Genomic DNA, 16,714 nt, shown 5'->3' with positions numbered 1-16,714 from the left:
TGGCTATTTGTTAAATTGATAAAAGAATTCTAACCAAAACATCCAAAACACTAAATATTTTTCAATTCTACACCAAACAATGGGTTACTACAGAACTTTAAAACTTAACTTTTGTAAATCTGCAGAATTCCCTCCAATCATAACCTCAAAATCGCCAGGCTCAACCACTCGCTTCATATCTCTGTTCCAGAGTGATAGTTCATCAGCCGTCAATGTAAACTCAACCTTTTTTGTTTCTCCTTTTTCGATGAATAACCTTTTAAAACCTTTTAATGTTTTTCTTGGAGTGGTTACGCTACTGTAAACATCATTGATGTACAATTGCACCACTTCATCTCCATCATAATTCCCAATATTTTTAACATTTACGCTAACTTTCAATTCTCCATCTGCTTTAATTTCTTTGGTATTGATGGCAAAATTTGAATATTCAAACTTGGTATAACTTAAACCGTAACCGAATGTGTATAATGGATTTTCACTTTCAGAAACATATCTGTGTATTGCAGATGGTTTTTGGTTATAATATATAGGTAACTGCCCTACTGATTTTGGAACTGTAATTGGTAATCTTCCACCTGGGTTGTAATCTCCAAATAAAACATCTGCTACAGCTCTTCCTCCTAATTCCCCCGGGAACCATCCTTCTAAAACTGCCGGAATATTTTCGGCAATCCAGTTTACAGAAAGTGGACGTCCGTTTAATAATACACAAACAACCGGAGTTCCGGTTTTTTGAATCGCTTCAATCAATTCCTGCTGCATTCCGTGTAAGTCTAAAGTTGCAACATCTCTGTTTTCTTCAACCAATTCGTTAGATTCTCCTAAAACTACAATCGCAACATCAGCTTTTTTAGCAGCATCAATGGCCGGCTGTAAGTTTACTTTTTCTAAATTCCAACGTAAGTGCGCTCTGGCTCCCCAGCCACCTTCCCACATTTCAATGCGGACTTTGTATTTTTTTCCTGCTTCTATATTTTTTGGAGTTGTAACGATACTGGTAGCTCCTTTTGTCCAGTTATCAATAACCAATTGATCATCAATCCACATTCTGATTCCGTCATCAGAACTTAAGCCTAACCATCCATCAAATGATTTGTCCGATTTAATGTAACCTGTCCAACGAATAGAGAAATCGTCATCTGTAACACCTGTTCCCGGAGACCAGGGCCAGTCAAATTCTAACTGATTGTCAATACGAGTCAATACTGGAGCTCCTTCTACATTTCTGTTATTGAAATATTCTCCTTTTAATCCGTTTTGAGATTCATCCGGAGTAAATAAATATTTAGACGGAATGATTTGTCCTTTTACAATCAGCGGTACACCTTCTTCATAAACAACATTAGCCGTTTTTCCAACCAATTGCTGCACACCTTCGAAAACTGTCATTCCAGCACTGTTTTTAGGAGCATAACCTCCAAGTCTTGAAGCATTTGCATTGGGTCCGATAACGGCAATATTTTTAAGATTTTTGCTTAATGGCAAAATAGTATTGTCATTCTTCAATAAAACCATCGATTTCTGAGCCGCTTCTAAAGCAACAGCCTGGTTTTCTTTGGTATGAAAACGCTCTTTAATCAGATTTTTATCGGTGTACGGATTTTCAAATAATCCTAATAAAAATTTCAATCTTAAAACTGCTCCGGCAGCGCGGTCAATCTGCTCCATTGTCAGTTTCTTTTCATTTACTAATTCTACAATAGTATTTTGCCAAAATTCGTTTGTGAAATCGTAAAACTGCATATCAACTCCTGCAGAAACTGCTTCTCTGATACTTTCTTTTGGAGAATCAGAAACTTTATGAGTGGTTTGAATGTATTTAATAGCTCCTAAATCTGAAACTACAATTCCTCTGAAACCCCATTCCTTTCTTAAAACATCTGTCAATAACCAGTGATTTGCAGCACAAGGAATTCCATCTAACTCAGAATAGGCACACATGGTTCCTAAAGCCCCCCCTTTCATAAATGCTTTTTGGAAAGAAGGTAAATGATCTTCTCTCGCTGAACGTTCTCCCACTAAAATTGGAGAAGAATTTCCTCCCGCTTGTGGAATACCGTGAACAGCAAAGTGTTTTGGTTCTGCAATAATAGAACGATCCGATTTTAAATCATCTCCTTGTAATCCTTTGATGAATGCCAAACCGATTTCGCTGTTTAAGAAAGCATCTTCTCCGAAAGTTTCTGCAACTCTTCCCCAGCGTGGTTCACGTCCTAAATCTAAATTCGGGCCTAAGCCAAAATGTACACCGTGTGCTCTTGCTTCTGTAGCGATTACTTTTCCAACCTTATCTATTATTTTTGTGTCCCAAGTAGCTCCAAGTCCAATATTCATTGGAAAAGCCGTACTTCCTTCATCCAAATAACCATGAAGCATCTCGCACATAATTAAAGCAGGAATTCCCCAACGGTTTCCTTTAATAATCTCAGATTGAAGATCGTTAATCATTTTTGCCGAACGCGGATAAATGTCATGAATAGCTCCAATTCCTAATTTACCGATTTTAGCAGTCGATTTAGATTTAGAAAAATTCTCTTCATCTTTAAAAAATTCGCCTTTGTACATATCCATTTGGCGTACCTTCTCTTCAAGTGTCATTCTGCTTAACAAGTCTTTTACCCTGTCTTCTACCGGCATTTTTGCATCCTGATACGGGTATTTTTTCTGTGCATAGTTCTGGTTAAAAAAACCTACAGCCATTACGAGGATAATGGCTGCCTTTTTAATTCTTACTTGTAACATAGTGGTGTGTTTTTAATTTTGAATCACTTTTAGCATTGTTCCATTCACAAAATCGTCATGCGAAATAAAAAAGCTGTTAAGTGATTTTCCGTTTAGTTCAATCGAATTGATTTTTCCGTCATTATTGATTTGTCTTTCAATTACAATGCTTTCTTTTTTATAATATCTTGGATCTAATTTGATCGTTATTCTATGAAACAATGGTGCTGTGATGGTATAAATTGGGTCACCCGGAGAAATTGGATAAATTCCCATCATGGAATATACCAGCCAGGCAGACATTGTTCCTGTATCATCATTTCCGGGTAATCCTTTTGGTTTGTTTTGGAAATATTCTTTCACCAATTTTTTTACCATTTCCTGACTTTTCCATTCTTCTCCTTTTATATAATTGAATAAATAAGGATAAGCAATATCCGGCTCGTTTGCCATATCAAATTGTTTGCTGTCAAAAACCTTTTGCAACTGATCTGAAAAAGGTTTATCACCGCCCATAAGTTTGATTAATCCTCTAATATCATGCGGCACCATAAAAGCATATTGCCATGCATTGCCTTCAATAAAACCAACATTTTCCTGAAAATTAGATCCCGATTCAGGATCAAAAGGTTCATACCATTTTCCGTTAGCTGTTATTGGCCTAAGTAATTTTAAATCTTTATCATATAATTTTCGGTAGGATAATGAACGCTTCGTAAAACGCTTATAATCTTCTTTTTCGCCTAAAGCTTTTGCTAAAAGTGAAATCGCATAATCTGAAGTATTATATTCCAGTGTTGTAGAAACGGGACCGCGATAATTTGTTGATACATATCCTTTTTCGATATATTCTTTAAGTCCAGGACGCAACGGATTCTTTTCAATTTGATCAGCACCTTTTAACATGGCATAGTAGGCTTTGTAAAAATCAAAATCCTGAATTCCTTTTAAACACGCGTCAACTATCACTATACTTGCGGGATCTCCTACCATTGTAAAGGTTTCTGTTGAATTTAATTCCCATTTGGGCAGCCAGCCGTTTTCATCATACATTTCCAACATACTTTTTATCATATCCGATTGTTGCTTAGGATAAACCAAAGACGTTAACGGATGCATATTTCGATAGGTATCCCACAATGAAAACGTGGTATAACGAGTGCCTTCGGTTTTTGCAATCTTACTTCTTTTTATCACCGGATATTCTCCATTGACATCATTTAAAGTATTTGGATGAATTAAAGTGTGGTATAATGCGGTATAAAAAATCGTATTATCATCTTTTGAACCTCCTTCAACCAAAATTTTAGAAAGCTCATCATTCCATTCCTTATAAGTGTCATTATAAACGGTTTCGAACGATTTATTTCCGGTTTCTTTTTCTAAGTTCTCACGGGCATTTGCAATGCTTACATACGAAATTCCAATTTTAACCTCAACGGTTTCCTGCTTATCAAATTTATACGTAAAATAAGTTCCAATGCTGTCACCAACAACCGTTTTGATGCTATTATCCATCATTCTGGTTTTGCCATTATACGTCATCCATTGTGCTTCTGTGCCTTCGTATTTTGATGGCTTTTTCCAAACACCGAATTTGTATGCTGGTTTAGAAAATTTGGCAACGAAATAAACCGGATAAGCATCTTCCGGACTGTTGTAACAAAATGAACCAACGCTTCGCATTCCTTCAATTTCTGTTGGCGAAACCACTTTTACCATCGCGCCTTCTTCATTGGTTAAACCTAAGCCAAGATTCAGTAAAATATTAGATTGTCCTTTTGGAAAAGTAAATTTGCTGAACCCCACTCTTTTTGATGCCGTAAACTCTGCTTTTATATTGTATTTGTCAATGTCTACGCTATAATACGCCGCTTTTGCTACTTCATTTTTATAAGTTGAACCGTATTTTAAATGATTGGTTTCGACAGCTCCCGTTGTTGGCATTAATATTAAAACGCCTAATTCAGGACAGCCCACACCGCTTATATTAACCTGACTAAATCCGGTTAAAAAAGTATTTTCGTTTACATACGGATTAGAAAGCCACTGACTGTCTTTTTCTAATTTATTTTGTTTTCCCGCAACATTAAACGGACTAATACTCGCCATTCCTCTTGGTGCAGTTGGCCCTGGAAAAGTGGCTCCGTAATTGGAAGTTCCAATAAACGGATTTACAAAATCTGCGGGTTCTTTCTGTGCAAAAATAAGGATGCTAAAAAACAGCATATACAAAATACATGCTGTTTTTGATATTATTTTTTTTGATATTGAAAACATACTTTTATCTGTTAAATAGCTTCCATTTTTAAAGTCCAGGCTTCTTTACATGGTAAATTATTTCTTAAGTTTTCCGGAATAACTACTTTAAATCCGTTTCCTTCTTTTGTCCATTTTAAAGAAGTTTTAGAACCTAACATTGTAATTTTTGTTCCTTTTTTAGGGCTGATATATTTTACTGTAACTTGAGCAGGAATTTTATCTTCTCCTTCTTTTGCTAAGTAAAATGCAAATACATTTCCTGCCTTATTTTGTGTAAAACAGATGTTATCTTCTTTGTAAGGCTCGATTGGTTTGGTGTTGTAAATCGCTGTGCTGTTTACTTTCATCCAATCTCCGTAAGCTTGTAATAAATCGTAAGCCCCTTTGTCCCATTCTCCTTCCGGACCAGGAGCAATATTCAATAATAAGTTACCGCCTTTTGCTACAATATCGACTAACATATGAATTCCTTGTCTTCCATTCATGTATTCAGCACCTGGCGAATATGACCATCCTCCACCTGCCGGAATACAAGACTCCCATGGGTAAGGCAACGTTTTAGCAGGAACACGTCCTTCCGGCGTTAAGTAGTTTTGGTTTTTACCATGAACTGCTCTGTCAACAACAATTAATCCCGGTTGTTTTGCACGCGCTTTTACAACCAATTCATCCATTTTTGGATCCTGATTTACTACTCTGTGTTTGATGAAACCATTTTTAGATTCGTTTTCTGTAAACTTCTCGTCATAGTTTTCTTTGATGTTCACCTGATCTCTTTTTCTAACCCAACCTCCGTCAAGCCATAAAATGTCTACTTTTCCGTAGTTCGTTAAAATTTCTAAGATTTGGTTGTGCGTGAAATCAACATATTTCTGCCATTTTTCAGGGTATAAAGACGGATCGTAGTTTACGTTTCTGTCGAAAGGAGGGAAATAAGGATCCCAATAGTTTTCGTTGTGCCAGTCTGGTTTAGAAAAATAAGCTCCAGTTGAAATACCTTCACCTCTAAAAGAGTTGAAAATTTCTTTTAAAACATCTGCTTTTGGGTTGGTATGAAAAGGAACGTCTTTACTAGTTATCTTGTAATCAGAGTATTTAGTATCATACATATTAAATCCGTCATGGTGTTTTGTAGTGAAAACCATGTACTTCATTCCCGCATATTTAGCTGCTTTAGCCCATTTTGCAGGATCGAATTTCACAGGATTAAATGTTTTTCTTAATCCTTCATAATCTTTAATATAATCATTATAATTAGACGGATTACTTCCTTTTTTACGTTCACACCAGCCGTAATCTTCAGGGCAGATAGACCAAGACTCTACAATTCCCCATTGGCTGTAAGTCCCCCAGTGCATTAGCAGACCAAATTTTTTGCCTTGCCATTCGTCTAAGTTCTTCAACACTAACGGATCTGTTTCCGGTACGTATCTTTCATCTTCATAAATAGCCTGAGCGAAAATCTGAGCTGAAAATAAAAGGGCGATTATGAATATTCCTTTTTTCATCTTTATCTGTTTATTGCGTTTTATTTATTCTTTTGTTTTTTCGTTTAGTTTATCAAGTATAGGTTGATCTGTAAAAATTAATTCTTTTTGGGTATTTTCATTAAGCTGCTCGAATACAACAAAATTATTTGCACCAGTTTTCAACCAACAGCCTGGAACATAAAGCGTTTGCTGCGGTCCTACTTTCCAGTAGCGTCCAAGATTGTGTCCGTTGACAAATACAATTCCTTTTCCCCAATTGGTCATATCAAGAAAAGTATCGGCTGGTTTCTCTATGTTTACTGTAGATTCATATAAAACTGGACGTCCAGGTTTTATCGTTTCATTTTTAAGAACTGGAACTTCATTCATCGGCATTTTATACATTTCCCATCCACCGCTAATTTCATATTCATTAATGAAAACCGGAGAAATAATACCTTTCGTATTATGTACTATTTCGGCTCCGTAATTAATACGCCCCATATTTTCAACTAAAATTTCTAAAATACCGTTAAAAGGAATAGAAACTGTCAACTCGTAATTTTTGAAAACTCTATTCAATTCACCCGCTTTAACTCCGTTTACATAAACTGTAGCAAAGTCTCTCAATCCCTCTATTTTTAATTTGCCTGAAATTGGCTGTGTAAATCGTTTACGATATAAAACATATCCATTTCCCTGACCTAATTTTTCAAATGTTAATGGCTGGTCATTGACAACAGCTTTTTCTTTTTTGATCCAGCTTAAAACATCCATACTCGATTTGATAAGCTGATTAGGATATTTTGTAACTGGTATTTTCTCTGGAATCGGTGCTAATTTTGTCTTAGAATACTTTTGCATTACTTCACGAATAGCCATGAATTTTAGTGTTGCCCAACCTGCTTCGCTAATAGGAGCATCATAATCATAGCTTGTAATGTCCGGCTGAATATCACTTTCTTCATTATAATTTGCTCCAGAGGTAAATCCGAAATTAGTACCGCCGTGTACCATATAATAATTAAAAGAAACACCTGAATCAAGGTACTTTTTAGTTTGACTTGCAATCTCCTCAGATCCAATTTTAATAAATGGTTCTGCCCAATGATCCAGCCAGCCAGAATAAAACTCTGCAACCATGTATGGTCCTTGCCGTTTATGGTATTTATCAACCTGCTTTTTTAAATTCTCTATATTTGATTCCCCATTTGCAGTCGGTAATACGCCTTCAACAGCACCGCCTTCAAACAACCAAGTACCGTCAGAAGTAAAAAAAGGCTCTGGAAACCCAGTTTCTTTAAGCATATTGTAAATTGCAGTTTTGTATGCTTTATGATCTTCAGCACTAATATCGGTTCTTTGAGAAACATAAGAACCAAATTCATTTTCTGCCTGAACCATAATAATTGGTCCTCCCTGATTAGCAAAATTTCCTTTTACCACTGCATACAAATGTTCCAGATACGTTTTGCAAGCTTCCAAAAATGCTTTGTTATTGGTACGAATTACTAAATCTGGATTATTTTGCAACCACCAAGGGTAGCCTCCAAATTCCCATTCCCCACATGCATACGGACCTGGCCTAAGAATCACATATAATCCTTCACTTTTAGCGATACGTAAAAACTCAGCTAAATCTTTATTTCCTGTTTTAAAATCCCATACACCTGGCTCTATTTCGTGGTAATTCCAAAACACATAAGTCGCTACGGTATTCAATCCCATAGCTTTAAGCATTTGCAGCCTATGTCTCCAATATTCTTTAGGAATACGTTCATAGTGCATTTCTCCTGAATGTATTTTTATAATTTTCCCATCTTTTTGAAATTCTCCATTAGATATAGAAAATCCTTTGGTTTGCGCCGTAGTAAAAAACGGCATCAAGCAAATCAATAATACTCCGAGCTTAAATAATATCTTATTCATTTTTTTTTTCAGATTATAAATTTATAAACTTAAAAAATTGCAATCTTAAAGTAGTAAACGACTTAAATAATCAAATACTACAGAGAGTTATTCTTTAATAATTCTACTTTATAAAACTATTGAGGCAATAGTTAAAGATTAATTCACCACAATCTCATCTACAAACAGCCAAGAACTTTCTCCTTTCGGACTTTTCTTCAGGTTACCGCCGATTACTTTTACAAAACGTGCATTTTGTTTTTGGAAATTAATTTTAAAATCTTTCAATTCCGGAACTGCGTTTACAGCATACGGACGTGTTATTTTTCCAACTTGTCTGTAATTAAATCCGTCGTCAGAAATGAATACTTTTACTTCAATTGGGAAATTAACTCCTGCGCCTTGACTTTCTAAAGCACCAACACTTACCTGCTCTATACTTTCAACTTTTTCAAGGTCAATTACCAATTCCATATCGTTAACCAACCAAGCTTGCCATTGTCCGTCATGGAAATTTTTGCTTCCGCGAATCGTGTTGACCATTGTGTTCGCATCTCCTTTGTAATTCGAATTGTAAGGTGTTAAGTATTTCACTTTTTTCGCAAATCCTTTATGAAAAACAAGGGTATCAGTATACGTTTTTCCTACTGGTTTGTCATCTTGAAATAAAGAAGCTTTTAAAACAGTCGTTTCTTTGATTTCAATTGGAGCAGTATATTTTACAGCATGATGATCGATGCTTTTATCTCCTAAAACGTAACGGATATCTGGATTAGGAAACTCGTTTTTCAATTCTACTTTGATTTGTTTATTAGCCAAATCTGCTGTAGAAGAAGCAGTAACCAAATAAGCACTTTTCGCATAATTTATTCCTAAATAATCGTAACGTTTGAATAATGAAAATAATCTCGTTGTAAAATCATTCCAATTGCGTTTCTCTTTCGGACTCCATAAAGTTTCTGATAAAGCTGCCAATCTCGGGAAAATCATGTATTCAGAATCTTTTGGTAATGCTAAATGTTCTGCCCATAAATTCGCTTGTCCTCCTAAAACATGTGCTGCTTCCTGAGGTGTCATAGTTGCAACTACAGGATCAAATTTATACACTTCGCTTAACGGATTATAAGCATCAAAAGCTAAAGGTTCTTCGTTTTGCGGTCCTTGGTAAAAGTTGAAATAACAAGGTGTTTCTGGAGTCATAATCACATCGTGACCTTGATCTGCTGCTTCGATGCCGCCTTTCATTCCTCTCCAGCTCATTACCGTTGCATCTGGAGCCAAACCACCTTCTAAAATTTCATCCCAGCCAATTACTCTTTTTCCTTTTGAATTGATGTATTTTTCAAGTCGTTTTACAAAATAACTTTGTAATTCTTCTACACTTTTAAGGTTATTGTCTTTGATTCTTTTCTGGCAGTGCGAACATTTTGCCCAATTGGTTTTAGTCGCTTCATCGCCACCAATATGAATGTATTTTGAAGGGAAAATAGTTATTACTTCATCAATTACATTTTGCAAAAATTCAAAAGTCGTTTCTTTTCCTGCACAATAAATATCCGTCAAAGGCCAAACTCCGCCTGACGGAACACCAATTTTCTGATCAAAACATGCCAGTTCAGGATACGCGGCAATGGCACTGCTTACGTGTGCCGGCATTTCGATTTCCGGGATTACTTCAATGTTTTTTGATGCGGCATATTTTACAATTTCTTTTAACTCTTCCTGAGTAAAAAAGCCTCCGTAAGTTCCTTTTTGATCTGCTGTTACCGGAAGTCTTGCATTCCAGGATAAGTTTTCCTGATCTACTCGCCAAGCACCAACTTCTGTTAGTTTTGGATATTTTTTAATTTCGATTCTCCAGCCTTGGTCATCAACCAAATGCAAATGCAAAACATTCATTTTATGCATTGCCAAACGATCGATTGTAGCCAGAATGTAATTTTTATCAAAAAAATGACGTGATAAATCCAGCATTAAACCTCTCCATTTAAAACGAGGTTCATCTGTAATCGTTAAACTTGGAATCTCCCATTTTGCAGTAGTGATTGCAAATTTACTTTCAATCGCTTCTGGAAGTAATTGTCTCACGCTTTCTAAACCATACATGAAACCAACATTCCCTTTAGCAGCAATAACAATGCTCGTCGAATTTACATCTAAAACGTAAGCTTCATTTTTTAAGTTCAGATCAACTTTAAACTGAACAAAATTGCTTACTGGCGCTTTTGTTGTCGTTTCTGGTTTCCATCCTGCAGCAACTTCAAATTTAGAAGCCAAAGCATTTGCAGCATCTTTTTGGAAATCACCGTTTACTACAAACTTTGTATCTTTTGTAAATTCAAAAACACCAGTTTTAATAAGAGTCTGACTCGGTTTTGGAATGATACGAATATCATTTTCCGTGTAAACTTTCTGCGCGTTAGCCGAGAAAATTGAAGTGATCAAGGTTAATAGGAATAGTACTTTTTTCATTCTTTGTTTTTTGGGTTCTCTGCGTGGTTATTTTTTTAAACACATAGAGACATAGTTTTTTAAAGCTTAAAAAGGCGTTTCAATTTGCATGAATACACATAGAAACTGTTTACATTTTTTATGTTTTAATTTTTGTCACAGTTTTGTCATTTCGACGAAGGAGACCCGAGCGATAGCGAACAGACGAAGTAAATCTTCGTTAGTAGCTCCTCAACGTAACTCGTCAATCTTTGTAGAGTCTCTTGCGGAGATTTCTCCTTCGTCGAAATGACAAATATTGCGTATATTCCAATCTGTGTCGAATCCCGAGTGTGATTCCTCGTTCCTCGGAATGACAAAACTTTGTCACAATTACTTATCCCACGACATTTTAAATTTTGCATCCTCCATTCTGTGACCTTTTTCATCATCTGAAACGGCAAAATTAAATCCTGATCTTAAACTGTATCCTGCGTATTCACCATTTTTATTCAAAGCAATAAAACCAACCTGCAGGTATTCCATGTCTTTGTGATTTATATGTTTGTTGTAAATACGCTCTGTAATTTCTTTACAGGCATCATAAGGAGATTTTCCCTGACGCATTAATTCGACCACCATTGCGCTTCCGGCAGTTCTGATAACGGCTTCCCCTAAACCCGTTGCTGCAGCCGCTCCTACTTCGTTATCCAGAAAAAGCCCCGCGCCGATTATTGGGGAGTCACCGACGCGGCCGTGCATTTTCCAGGCGGCGCCGCTTGTTGTACAGCCTCCGGCAAGATTTCCATCCTGATCTAACATTAGCATGCTTATGGTATCGTGATTTTCTATATTGATAACTGGTTTATATTTAGAATCTTCCAGCCATTTTTTCCAGTCTTTTTCAGATTCCGGAGTTAGTAAATTTTCTTCTTTAAATCCCTCTGATAAAGCAAATTGTAAAGCGCCTTGTCCTGCCAGCATTACGTGAGGCGTGTTTTGTAATACTCTTTTTGCCACAGAAATTGGATGCATGATTCCTTGTAAAAAACATACAGAACCGCAATTGCTGTTATGATCCATTATACAGGCATCCAGCGTCACTTTTCCTTCGCGATCCGGGTATCCTCCGTAACCGACACTTCTTACAGCTGGGTCAGCTTCTGGTATTTTCATTCCCGCTTCGATTGCGTCCAAAGCTGATTTCCCGTCTTTTAATTGTTTCCAGGTTTCTTTGTTTGCCGGTAAACCATGATTCCATGTAGAAATTACGACTGGCTTTTTTTGATTTTTTGAAGGAAATTCTAATGCGCCTCCTTTTTCATCTTCCTTCTTCACAAATCCGCTAAGGCCAACAACAGAAGTTACCGCTGCTGCCCCTAAAGCTGCTTTTTTGATAAAATCTCTTCTATTTGACATGCTTTTTACTTTTATTTATATTTAAACACATAGGAACATAGTTTTTGAAACCGTATAAAAGGCGTTTCACTTGCGTTAAAAAACATAGCTATGTGTTAGAAACTAGTTTCTTTTTGTATTCTTTTTATTCATACTTAAAACCTATGTTTCTATGTGTTTAAAAGATATTACTTTAAACTTGCTTTTGTTTCTTTAATGGTCTTTAAATTACTATCAGACAATGCATTTCCGTCGAAGAAAGTAACTCCTACGGCTCCATTTTCTTTTGCCAGTAAAATAGCTTCTTTAAGTTCCTTATCATTTTTCAATCCCGGAATATAAATTCCTGTATTAATTTTTGTTTTTTTATGCTCTAAATCAGCAACGCCCTGTTTTGTAGCATAACCCACCCAGTCAATTTCTTCATCATAAAAACTATGATAAATCATGGGATAAACCTCATCGATATTCCATTTGTCCCAACGCTGGCGTACCATGTGGTCTGCCATTTCAGGATAAGGAAAAACGGCCGCAGTTAATTGTTTGTTGTGTTTGTGCGCAATTTTATAGGCATCATCAACAACGGCTTTTATTGCATTTAATCTGAAGTTTTTCCACTCCATATCGATCGAAGTATTATGACTTTCTTTTGGATTTTTATGATGGATTTTTTCAAATGCTTTGATACATTCGTCACAATAACAAAAATCAAATTGAGGTAATTCTACATCCTGAACCAGGTTGTATTTTGGTAATAAACTGATTGGTAAAAAGATGTCCGGAAAGCGGATATAATCTAAATGAACACTTTCGATCCCTTCTACTTTTGCCAGTTCTTCCACTAAATGTAAAACGTGTTCTCTGGATTCTTTTCTGGTTGGACATAACCATTGGTAATAATCAACATAAGGACGATTGTCAAAGCATGATTTTCCTTCTTTGCTTACCTGATACCATTCCGGATGCTGCAATGCAATGGAGTCTCCGGGTCTGTTCATTGCCATAATCCAGGCATGCACTTTTAAACCTTCATTTGTGGCTAAAGTCACTACTCTTTTTAAAAGTTTTGGATCTGCTCCTGTATTAATTAATACTTCATCGATTCCGGCATCTTTGTATTTTTTGAACTCTTTTGTATAGTCTGCATCTGATTTTTTGGCATCTGCAGATGTCCAGACTCCAAATTTAAAAGTGGTTTGTTCTTCTTTTTTTGCACATGAAAAAATACTAAGTGCCAATAAAAAAAGTAATAGTTTTGGTAGTTTCATACTTAATTTCTTTGTTTTGTTAGACTTGCACTTTGGTACAGTTTGTTTAATAATTCCTGATTATTGTCTAAACTATATTCCCAAAACATAGCACCGCCTAATTTTTTCTGTTTAATAAACGCTGCTTTTAAAGCAATTTCTTTTGGAGTTTCATAAGAAATAAAAATATTGTCCTGGGCATTCCATAAATAAGATGCTTTTGCCGAATCATCATATAATTCTTGAAATTTTCCTGATTTTAATGCTGCAGCAATTTCCCAGGATGCCATAATAGCACTTCCTGTTAAGGCTGACTGGTATAAACCATTATTTTCGGGTGTTACTTTTTCCCACTTTCTTCCATAAAAAGGGATTCCTAAAATAAGCTTGTGAGCAGGCACACCTTCTTTGAAGAATGCGTCTACCGACTCACTAATACTGTTCCCTCCAAATTTTTCTTCTTTTGAAGGATATAAATTAGCGTGATGTCCTGTTTGATAAAACCAGCCATTGTAAAAATCGTAACACATCAGATTTATAAAATCAAGATATTGATGTGCTTCTTTCAAATCAGTATGTTTAATATATTCCTGATCTGCTGCAGCTGCAATAGTGAGCAAATAATGCTGATTATCTATTTTAGTCTGAATTTCTAATTGTTTGCGCAATTCGCCTAATAATAAGGTAAAATTTTCTTTGTCAGAAGGTCTGAAAATATTGTCCTCCGCGCGTTGTCCAGGAAATTCCCAATCGATATCAATTCCGTCAAAGCCATAAGATTTCATTAGTTTTACAGCGCTTTTAGCAAATTTTTCTCTTGATTGGGCATAAGCTGCTATATTTGAAAACTGATCTGACCAAACCCAGCCGCCAATAGAATACACTATTTTTAAACCGGGATTTTGCTTTTTAAGCGCCATTACGTTTTCTATTTTCGCTTTATCAGTAGCCAGCTCAAACTGAACATTACCATCAACAATATTAGCAAAGGCATAATTAAGGTGAGTCAACTTGCCCGCATCAATTTTTGTGGGATCAAAATTCTCATAGCCGGCAACGTATCCAATTATTTTAAAATCCTCTTTGGATTGATTTTGTTTTCTTTCTAATGAAGAACAAGCAAAAAATGCACTGATAATCAGAAATGAAAAAACTGATTTAATTGCCATATGATGTTGTTTATAATGAATCATTACTGATAAATTGTCTAATTGTTTTTTTACTTTAAAAACTGACCGTCTTCTTTTATGGTAAACGTTTGGTTTGAAAAAGGACTTTTTACAAAAATATTATATCCCGAAAAATGATTTTCTAAGATAGGTTTTAAAACTTTACCATCGACTTTGATCGTTTCTTTCGTTAAATCCGTTAATGCTTTTGCCCAGACTTTATTTTTTTGATAATATTCTTTTTGAGCCCGATATAAATTGTAGAGCTCCCATTTTACTTTTTCATCCTGCGGAATTGTAAAAGTGTCTTTTTCCTCCTTTGAAGAAAAATAAACATACCCCCACTTTTCAGGTTCATGCATATTGATTACGCCCATTGGCGACCAAACCCAGTTGTACTCAGGCAGAAATTTTCCGTCAGCATCTTTTTTTCGTTCGTATTTACCATCAGCCAGTGAATGCTGCCAGTTTACTCTTGAAAAATTAACGCGCCAGAATTTATCTGCCGGCACATTATTTTCGTTGTAAGATTTTTTATAAGATGCCCAGGGAATTGCCATTTCTAAACCCCATCCTTCATCAGTATCATTTGGGTTATTAAGCGTTCCGTTGATTTTTACCGCTGATTTCAGACCCGGAATATTCCAGTCGTTTAAAACTACATTATCATTTTCTCTGTAAGGCTTTGATAAAAACAGGTCCCAGGCTGTATTTAATGCATTTATCTCTAATTCATAATAATTAAAAGTGTCGCCGTCGGGATCAATAAAAACTTCAAAATCGTTGTTGTAAAAAATAATAGTGTCACGCTGTTTTAAATTTGCCCAAACATGCGGCTCCTCAATTTTTGCTAAAATATAAAAATTGGTTTCATCCCAGAGCATTTTAACTTTTGTTGCATATTTAGGTTTAATATCGTTTTCGATATCTTCGAAAAGAGCTGTCCAGTCTGCATTTTTCCAAGCCGGATCTGATTCATCTCCGTCAATTAAAATTGGTTTTGTAATTTTATTCGCTGTATAGGTTTTAGGTACAATAGTATTTTTCTTCGATTGTGATAACACAGCAATCGAAGAAAAAACTAAAACAATTGTTAACCATTGATTTTTTAAAAGCATGCTTATTTTTTATAAACTATTATCTTTTGTAAACTGAATCACTTCACTCAATTTTCCAAAAGCTATTGCTACTGCCGTATCTGCTGCACCATAATAAACGGTTAATTTATCTTCTTCAGTATCATGCAAAGCTGCACATGGGAAAACTACATTTGGAACATCTCCAACCATTTCATAAATCTCTGCCGGTCCTAATAAATACGGTTGTGTTCTGAATTTTACTTTATCCGGTGAATTAACTTCTAAAAGCGCTGATCCCATTGCATAACGAAAACCGTTGCAGGTATTGATAACACCGTGGTAAATCATCAACCATCCTTCGTTGGTTAAAATAGGGATTGGCCCTGCCCCTACTTTTGTACACTGCCAGGCACTGTCTTCAAAAGGAGTTGGTTTCATAACTAATCTGTGCTCACCCCAGTATTTCATATCTGGACTGTAACTGATCCAGATATCACCAAAAGGCGTATGTCCGTTATCACTCGGGCGGCTTAACATGGCGTATTTTCCGTTTATTTTTTGTGGAAATAAAACGCCATTTCTGTTGAACGGCAAAAAGGCATTTTCGCACTGAAAAAACTCTTTAAAATCAAAAGTATAACCAATTCCGATTGTTGGGCCATTATAGCCATTACACCAGGTAATCCAGTAACGGTCTTCTATAAAAACCACACGCGGGTCATATTTATAGGCTGATTCGATCATTTCTGTATTACCGGACTGCATTACAATTGGTTCATGATTAATATCCCAATCGATTCCGTTTTTACTAAAACCGGCAAAAATATTCATTTGAACGGCCTTGTTATCACATCTGAAAACACCTGCATAACCATCGCCAAAAGGTACAACAGCACTATTAAAAATACTGTTTGATGATGGAATCGCATATCTGTCAATAATTGGATTCTCAGAATATCTCCACATTACATCTTTACTGTTTTCGGGTCTGTCTTGCCATGGAATACTGCTCATTTTTTTGTTTTTTT

Annotated in this window: 10 protein-coding genes; all 10 read right to left on the bottom strand. The window is 35.8% G+C overall.

Going from position 1 to position 16,714, the window contains the following annotated elements:
* Positions 1 to 87: 87 nt before the first annotated feature.
* A complete protein-coding gene (locus BXU10_RS06635; protein WP_078226677.1) occupies positions 88 to 2,745 on the bottom strand; it encodes a glycoside hydrolase family 3 N-terminal domain-containing protein in 2,658 nt (885 codons plus the stop codon).
* Between the two features lie 12 nt (positions 2,746 to 2,757).
* Positions 2,758 to 5,004: a GH92 family glycosyl hydrolase gene (locus BXU10_RS06630; RefSeq protein ID WP_078226676.1), complete on the bottom strand. Its 2,247-nt coding sequence runs from the start codon at positions 5,002 to 5,004 to the stop codon at positions 2,758 to 2,760.
* Between the two features lie 11 nt (positions 5,005 to 5,015).
* Positions 5,016 to 6,494 (bottom strand): alpha-L-fucosidase, encoded by a 1,479-nt coding sequence (locus BXU10_RS06625; RefSeq protein ID WP_078226675.1) that lies wholly within the window; start codon positions 6,492 to 6,494, stop codon positions 5,016 to 5,018.
* 24 nt (positions 6,495 to 6,518) lie between these two features.
* The gene (locus BXU10_RS06620; protein WP_078226674.1) at positions 6,519 to 8,384 is read right to left on the bottom strand and encodes a beta-galactosidase; all 1,866 of its coding nucleotides are present in this window, start codon (positions 8,382 to 8,384) and stop codon (positions 6,519 to 6,521) included.
* A 138-nt stretch (positions 8,385 to 8,522) separates the two neighbouring features.
* Positions 8,523 to 10,835, bottom strand: a complete 2,313-nt coding sequence (locus tag BXU10_RS06615) for a beta-N-acetylhexosaminidase (protein ID WP_078226673.1) — start codon at positions 10,833 to 10,835, stop codon at positions 8,523 to 8,525.
* A gap of 351 nt (positions 10,836 to 11,186) precedes the next feature.
* Complete coding sequence (locus tag BXU10_RS06610; RefSeq protein ID WP_078226672.1) at positions 11,187 to 12,212, bottom strand: isoaspartyl peptidase/L-asparaginase family protein; 1,026 nt, start codon at positions 12,210 to 12,212, stop codon at positions 11,187 to 11,189.
* A gap of 167 nt (positions 12,213 to 12,379) precedes the next feature.
* Positions 12,380 to 13,459 carry a putative glycoside hydrolase gene (locus tag BXU10_RS06605; RefSeq protein ID WP_078226671.1) on the bottom strand — a complete coding sequence of 360 codons (1,080 nt, stop codon included), beginning with the start codon at positions 13,457 to 13,459 and terminating at the stop codon, positions 12,380 to 12,382.
* A gap of 2 nt (positions 13,460 to 13,461) precedes the next feature.
* Positions 13,462 to 14,607: a glycoside hydrolase family 18 protein gene (locus tag BXU10_RS06600; RefSeq protein ID WP_223255400.1), complete on the bottom strand. Its 1,146-nt coding sequence runs from the start codon at positions 14,605 to 14,607 to the stop codon at positions 13,462 to 13,464.
* Positions 14,608 to 14,657: 50 nt separating this feature from the next.
* Positions 14,658 to 15,725 (bottom strand): carbohydrate-binding family 9-like protein, encoded by a 1,068-nt coding sequence (locus tag BXU10_RS06595; protein WP_078226669.1) that lies wholly within the window; start codon positions 15,723 to 15,725, stop codon positions 14,658 to 14,660.
* Between the two features lie 9 nt (positions 15,726 to 15,734).
* Positions 15,735 to 16,700 (bottom strand): glycoside hydrolase family 130 protein, encoded by a 966-nt coding sequence (locus tag BXU10_RS06590; RefSeq protein ID WP_078226668.1) that lies wholly within the window; start codon positions 16,698 to 16,700, stop codon positions 15,735 to 15,737.
* Between the last annotated feature and the right edge of the window lie 14 nt (positions 16,701 to 16,714).

Source organism: Flavobacterium sp. LM4, from assembly GCF_002017935.1.
Lineage (GTDB): Bacteria > Bacteroidota > Bacteroidia > Flavobacteriales > Flavobacteriaceae > Flavobacterium > Flavobacterium chungangense.
This window is presented reverse-complemented; position numbering and strand designations above follow the sequence as displayed.

What these genes read in the sequence shown, in the direction of transcription:
- BXU10_RS06635 (WP_078226677.1), bottom strand. Translation starts at nt 2,745, where the DNA reads ATGTTACAAGTAAGAATTAAAAAGGCAGCCATTATCCTCGTAATGGCT.
- BXU10_RS06630 (WP_078226676.1), bottom strand. Translation starts at nt 5,004, where the DNA reads ATGTTTTCAATATCAAAAAAAATAATATCAAAAACAGCATGTATTTTG.
- BXU10_RS06625 (WP_078226675.1), bottom strand. Translation starts at nt 6,494, where the DNA reads ATGAAAAAAGGAATATTCATAATCGCCCTTTTATTTTCAGCTCAGATT.
- BXU10_RS06620 (WP_078226674.1), bottom strand. Translation starts at nt 8,384, where the DNA reads ATGAATAAGATATTATTTAAGCTCGGAGTATTATTGATTTGCTTGATG.
- BXU10_RS06615 (WP_078226673.1), bottom strand. Translation starts at nt 10,835, where the DNA reads ATGAAAAAAGTACTATTCCTATTAACCTTGATCACTTCAATTTTCTCG.
- BXU10_RS06610 (WP_078226672.1), bottom strand. Translation starts at nt 12,212, where the DNA reads ATGTCAAATAGAAGAGATTTTATCAAAAAAGCAGCTTTAGGGGCAGCA.
- BXU10_RS06605 (WP_078226671.1), bottom strand. Translation starts at nt 13,459, where the DNA reads ATGAAACTACCAAAACTATTACTTTTTTTATTGGCACTTAGTATTTTT.
- BXU10_RS06600 (WP_223255400.1), bottom strand. Translation starts at nt 14,607, where the DNA reads ATGGCAATTAAATCAGTTTTTTCATTTCTGATTATCAGTGCATTTTTT.
- BXU10_RS06595 (WP_078226669.1), bottom strand. Translation starts at nt 15,725, where the DNA reads ATGCTTTTAAAAAATCAATGGTTAACAATTGTTTTAGTTTTTTCTTCG.
- BXU10_RS06590 (WP_078226668.1), bottom strand. Translation starts at nt 16,700, where the DNA reads ATGAGCAGTATTCCATGGCAAGACAGACCCGAAAACAGTAAAGATGTA.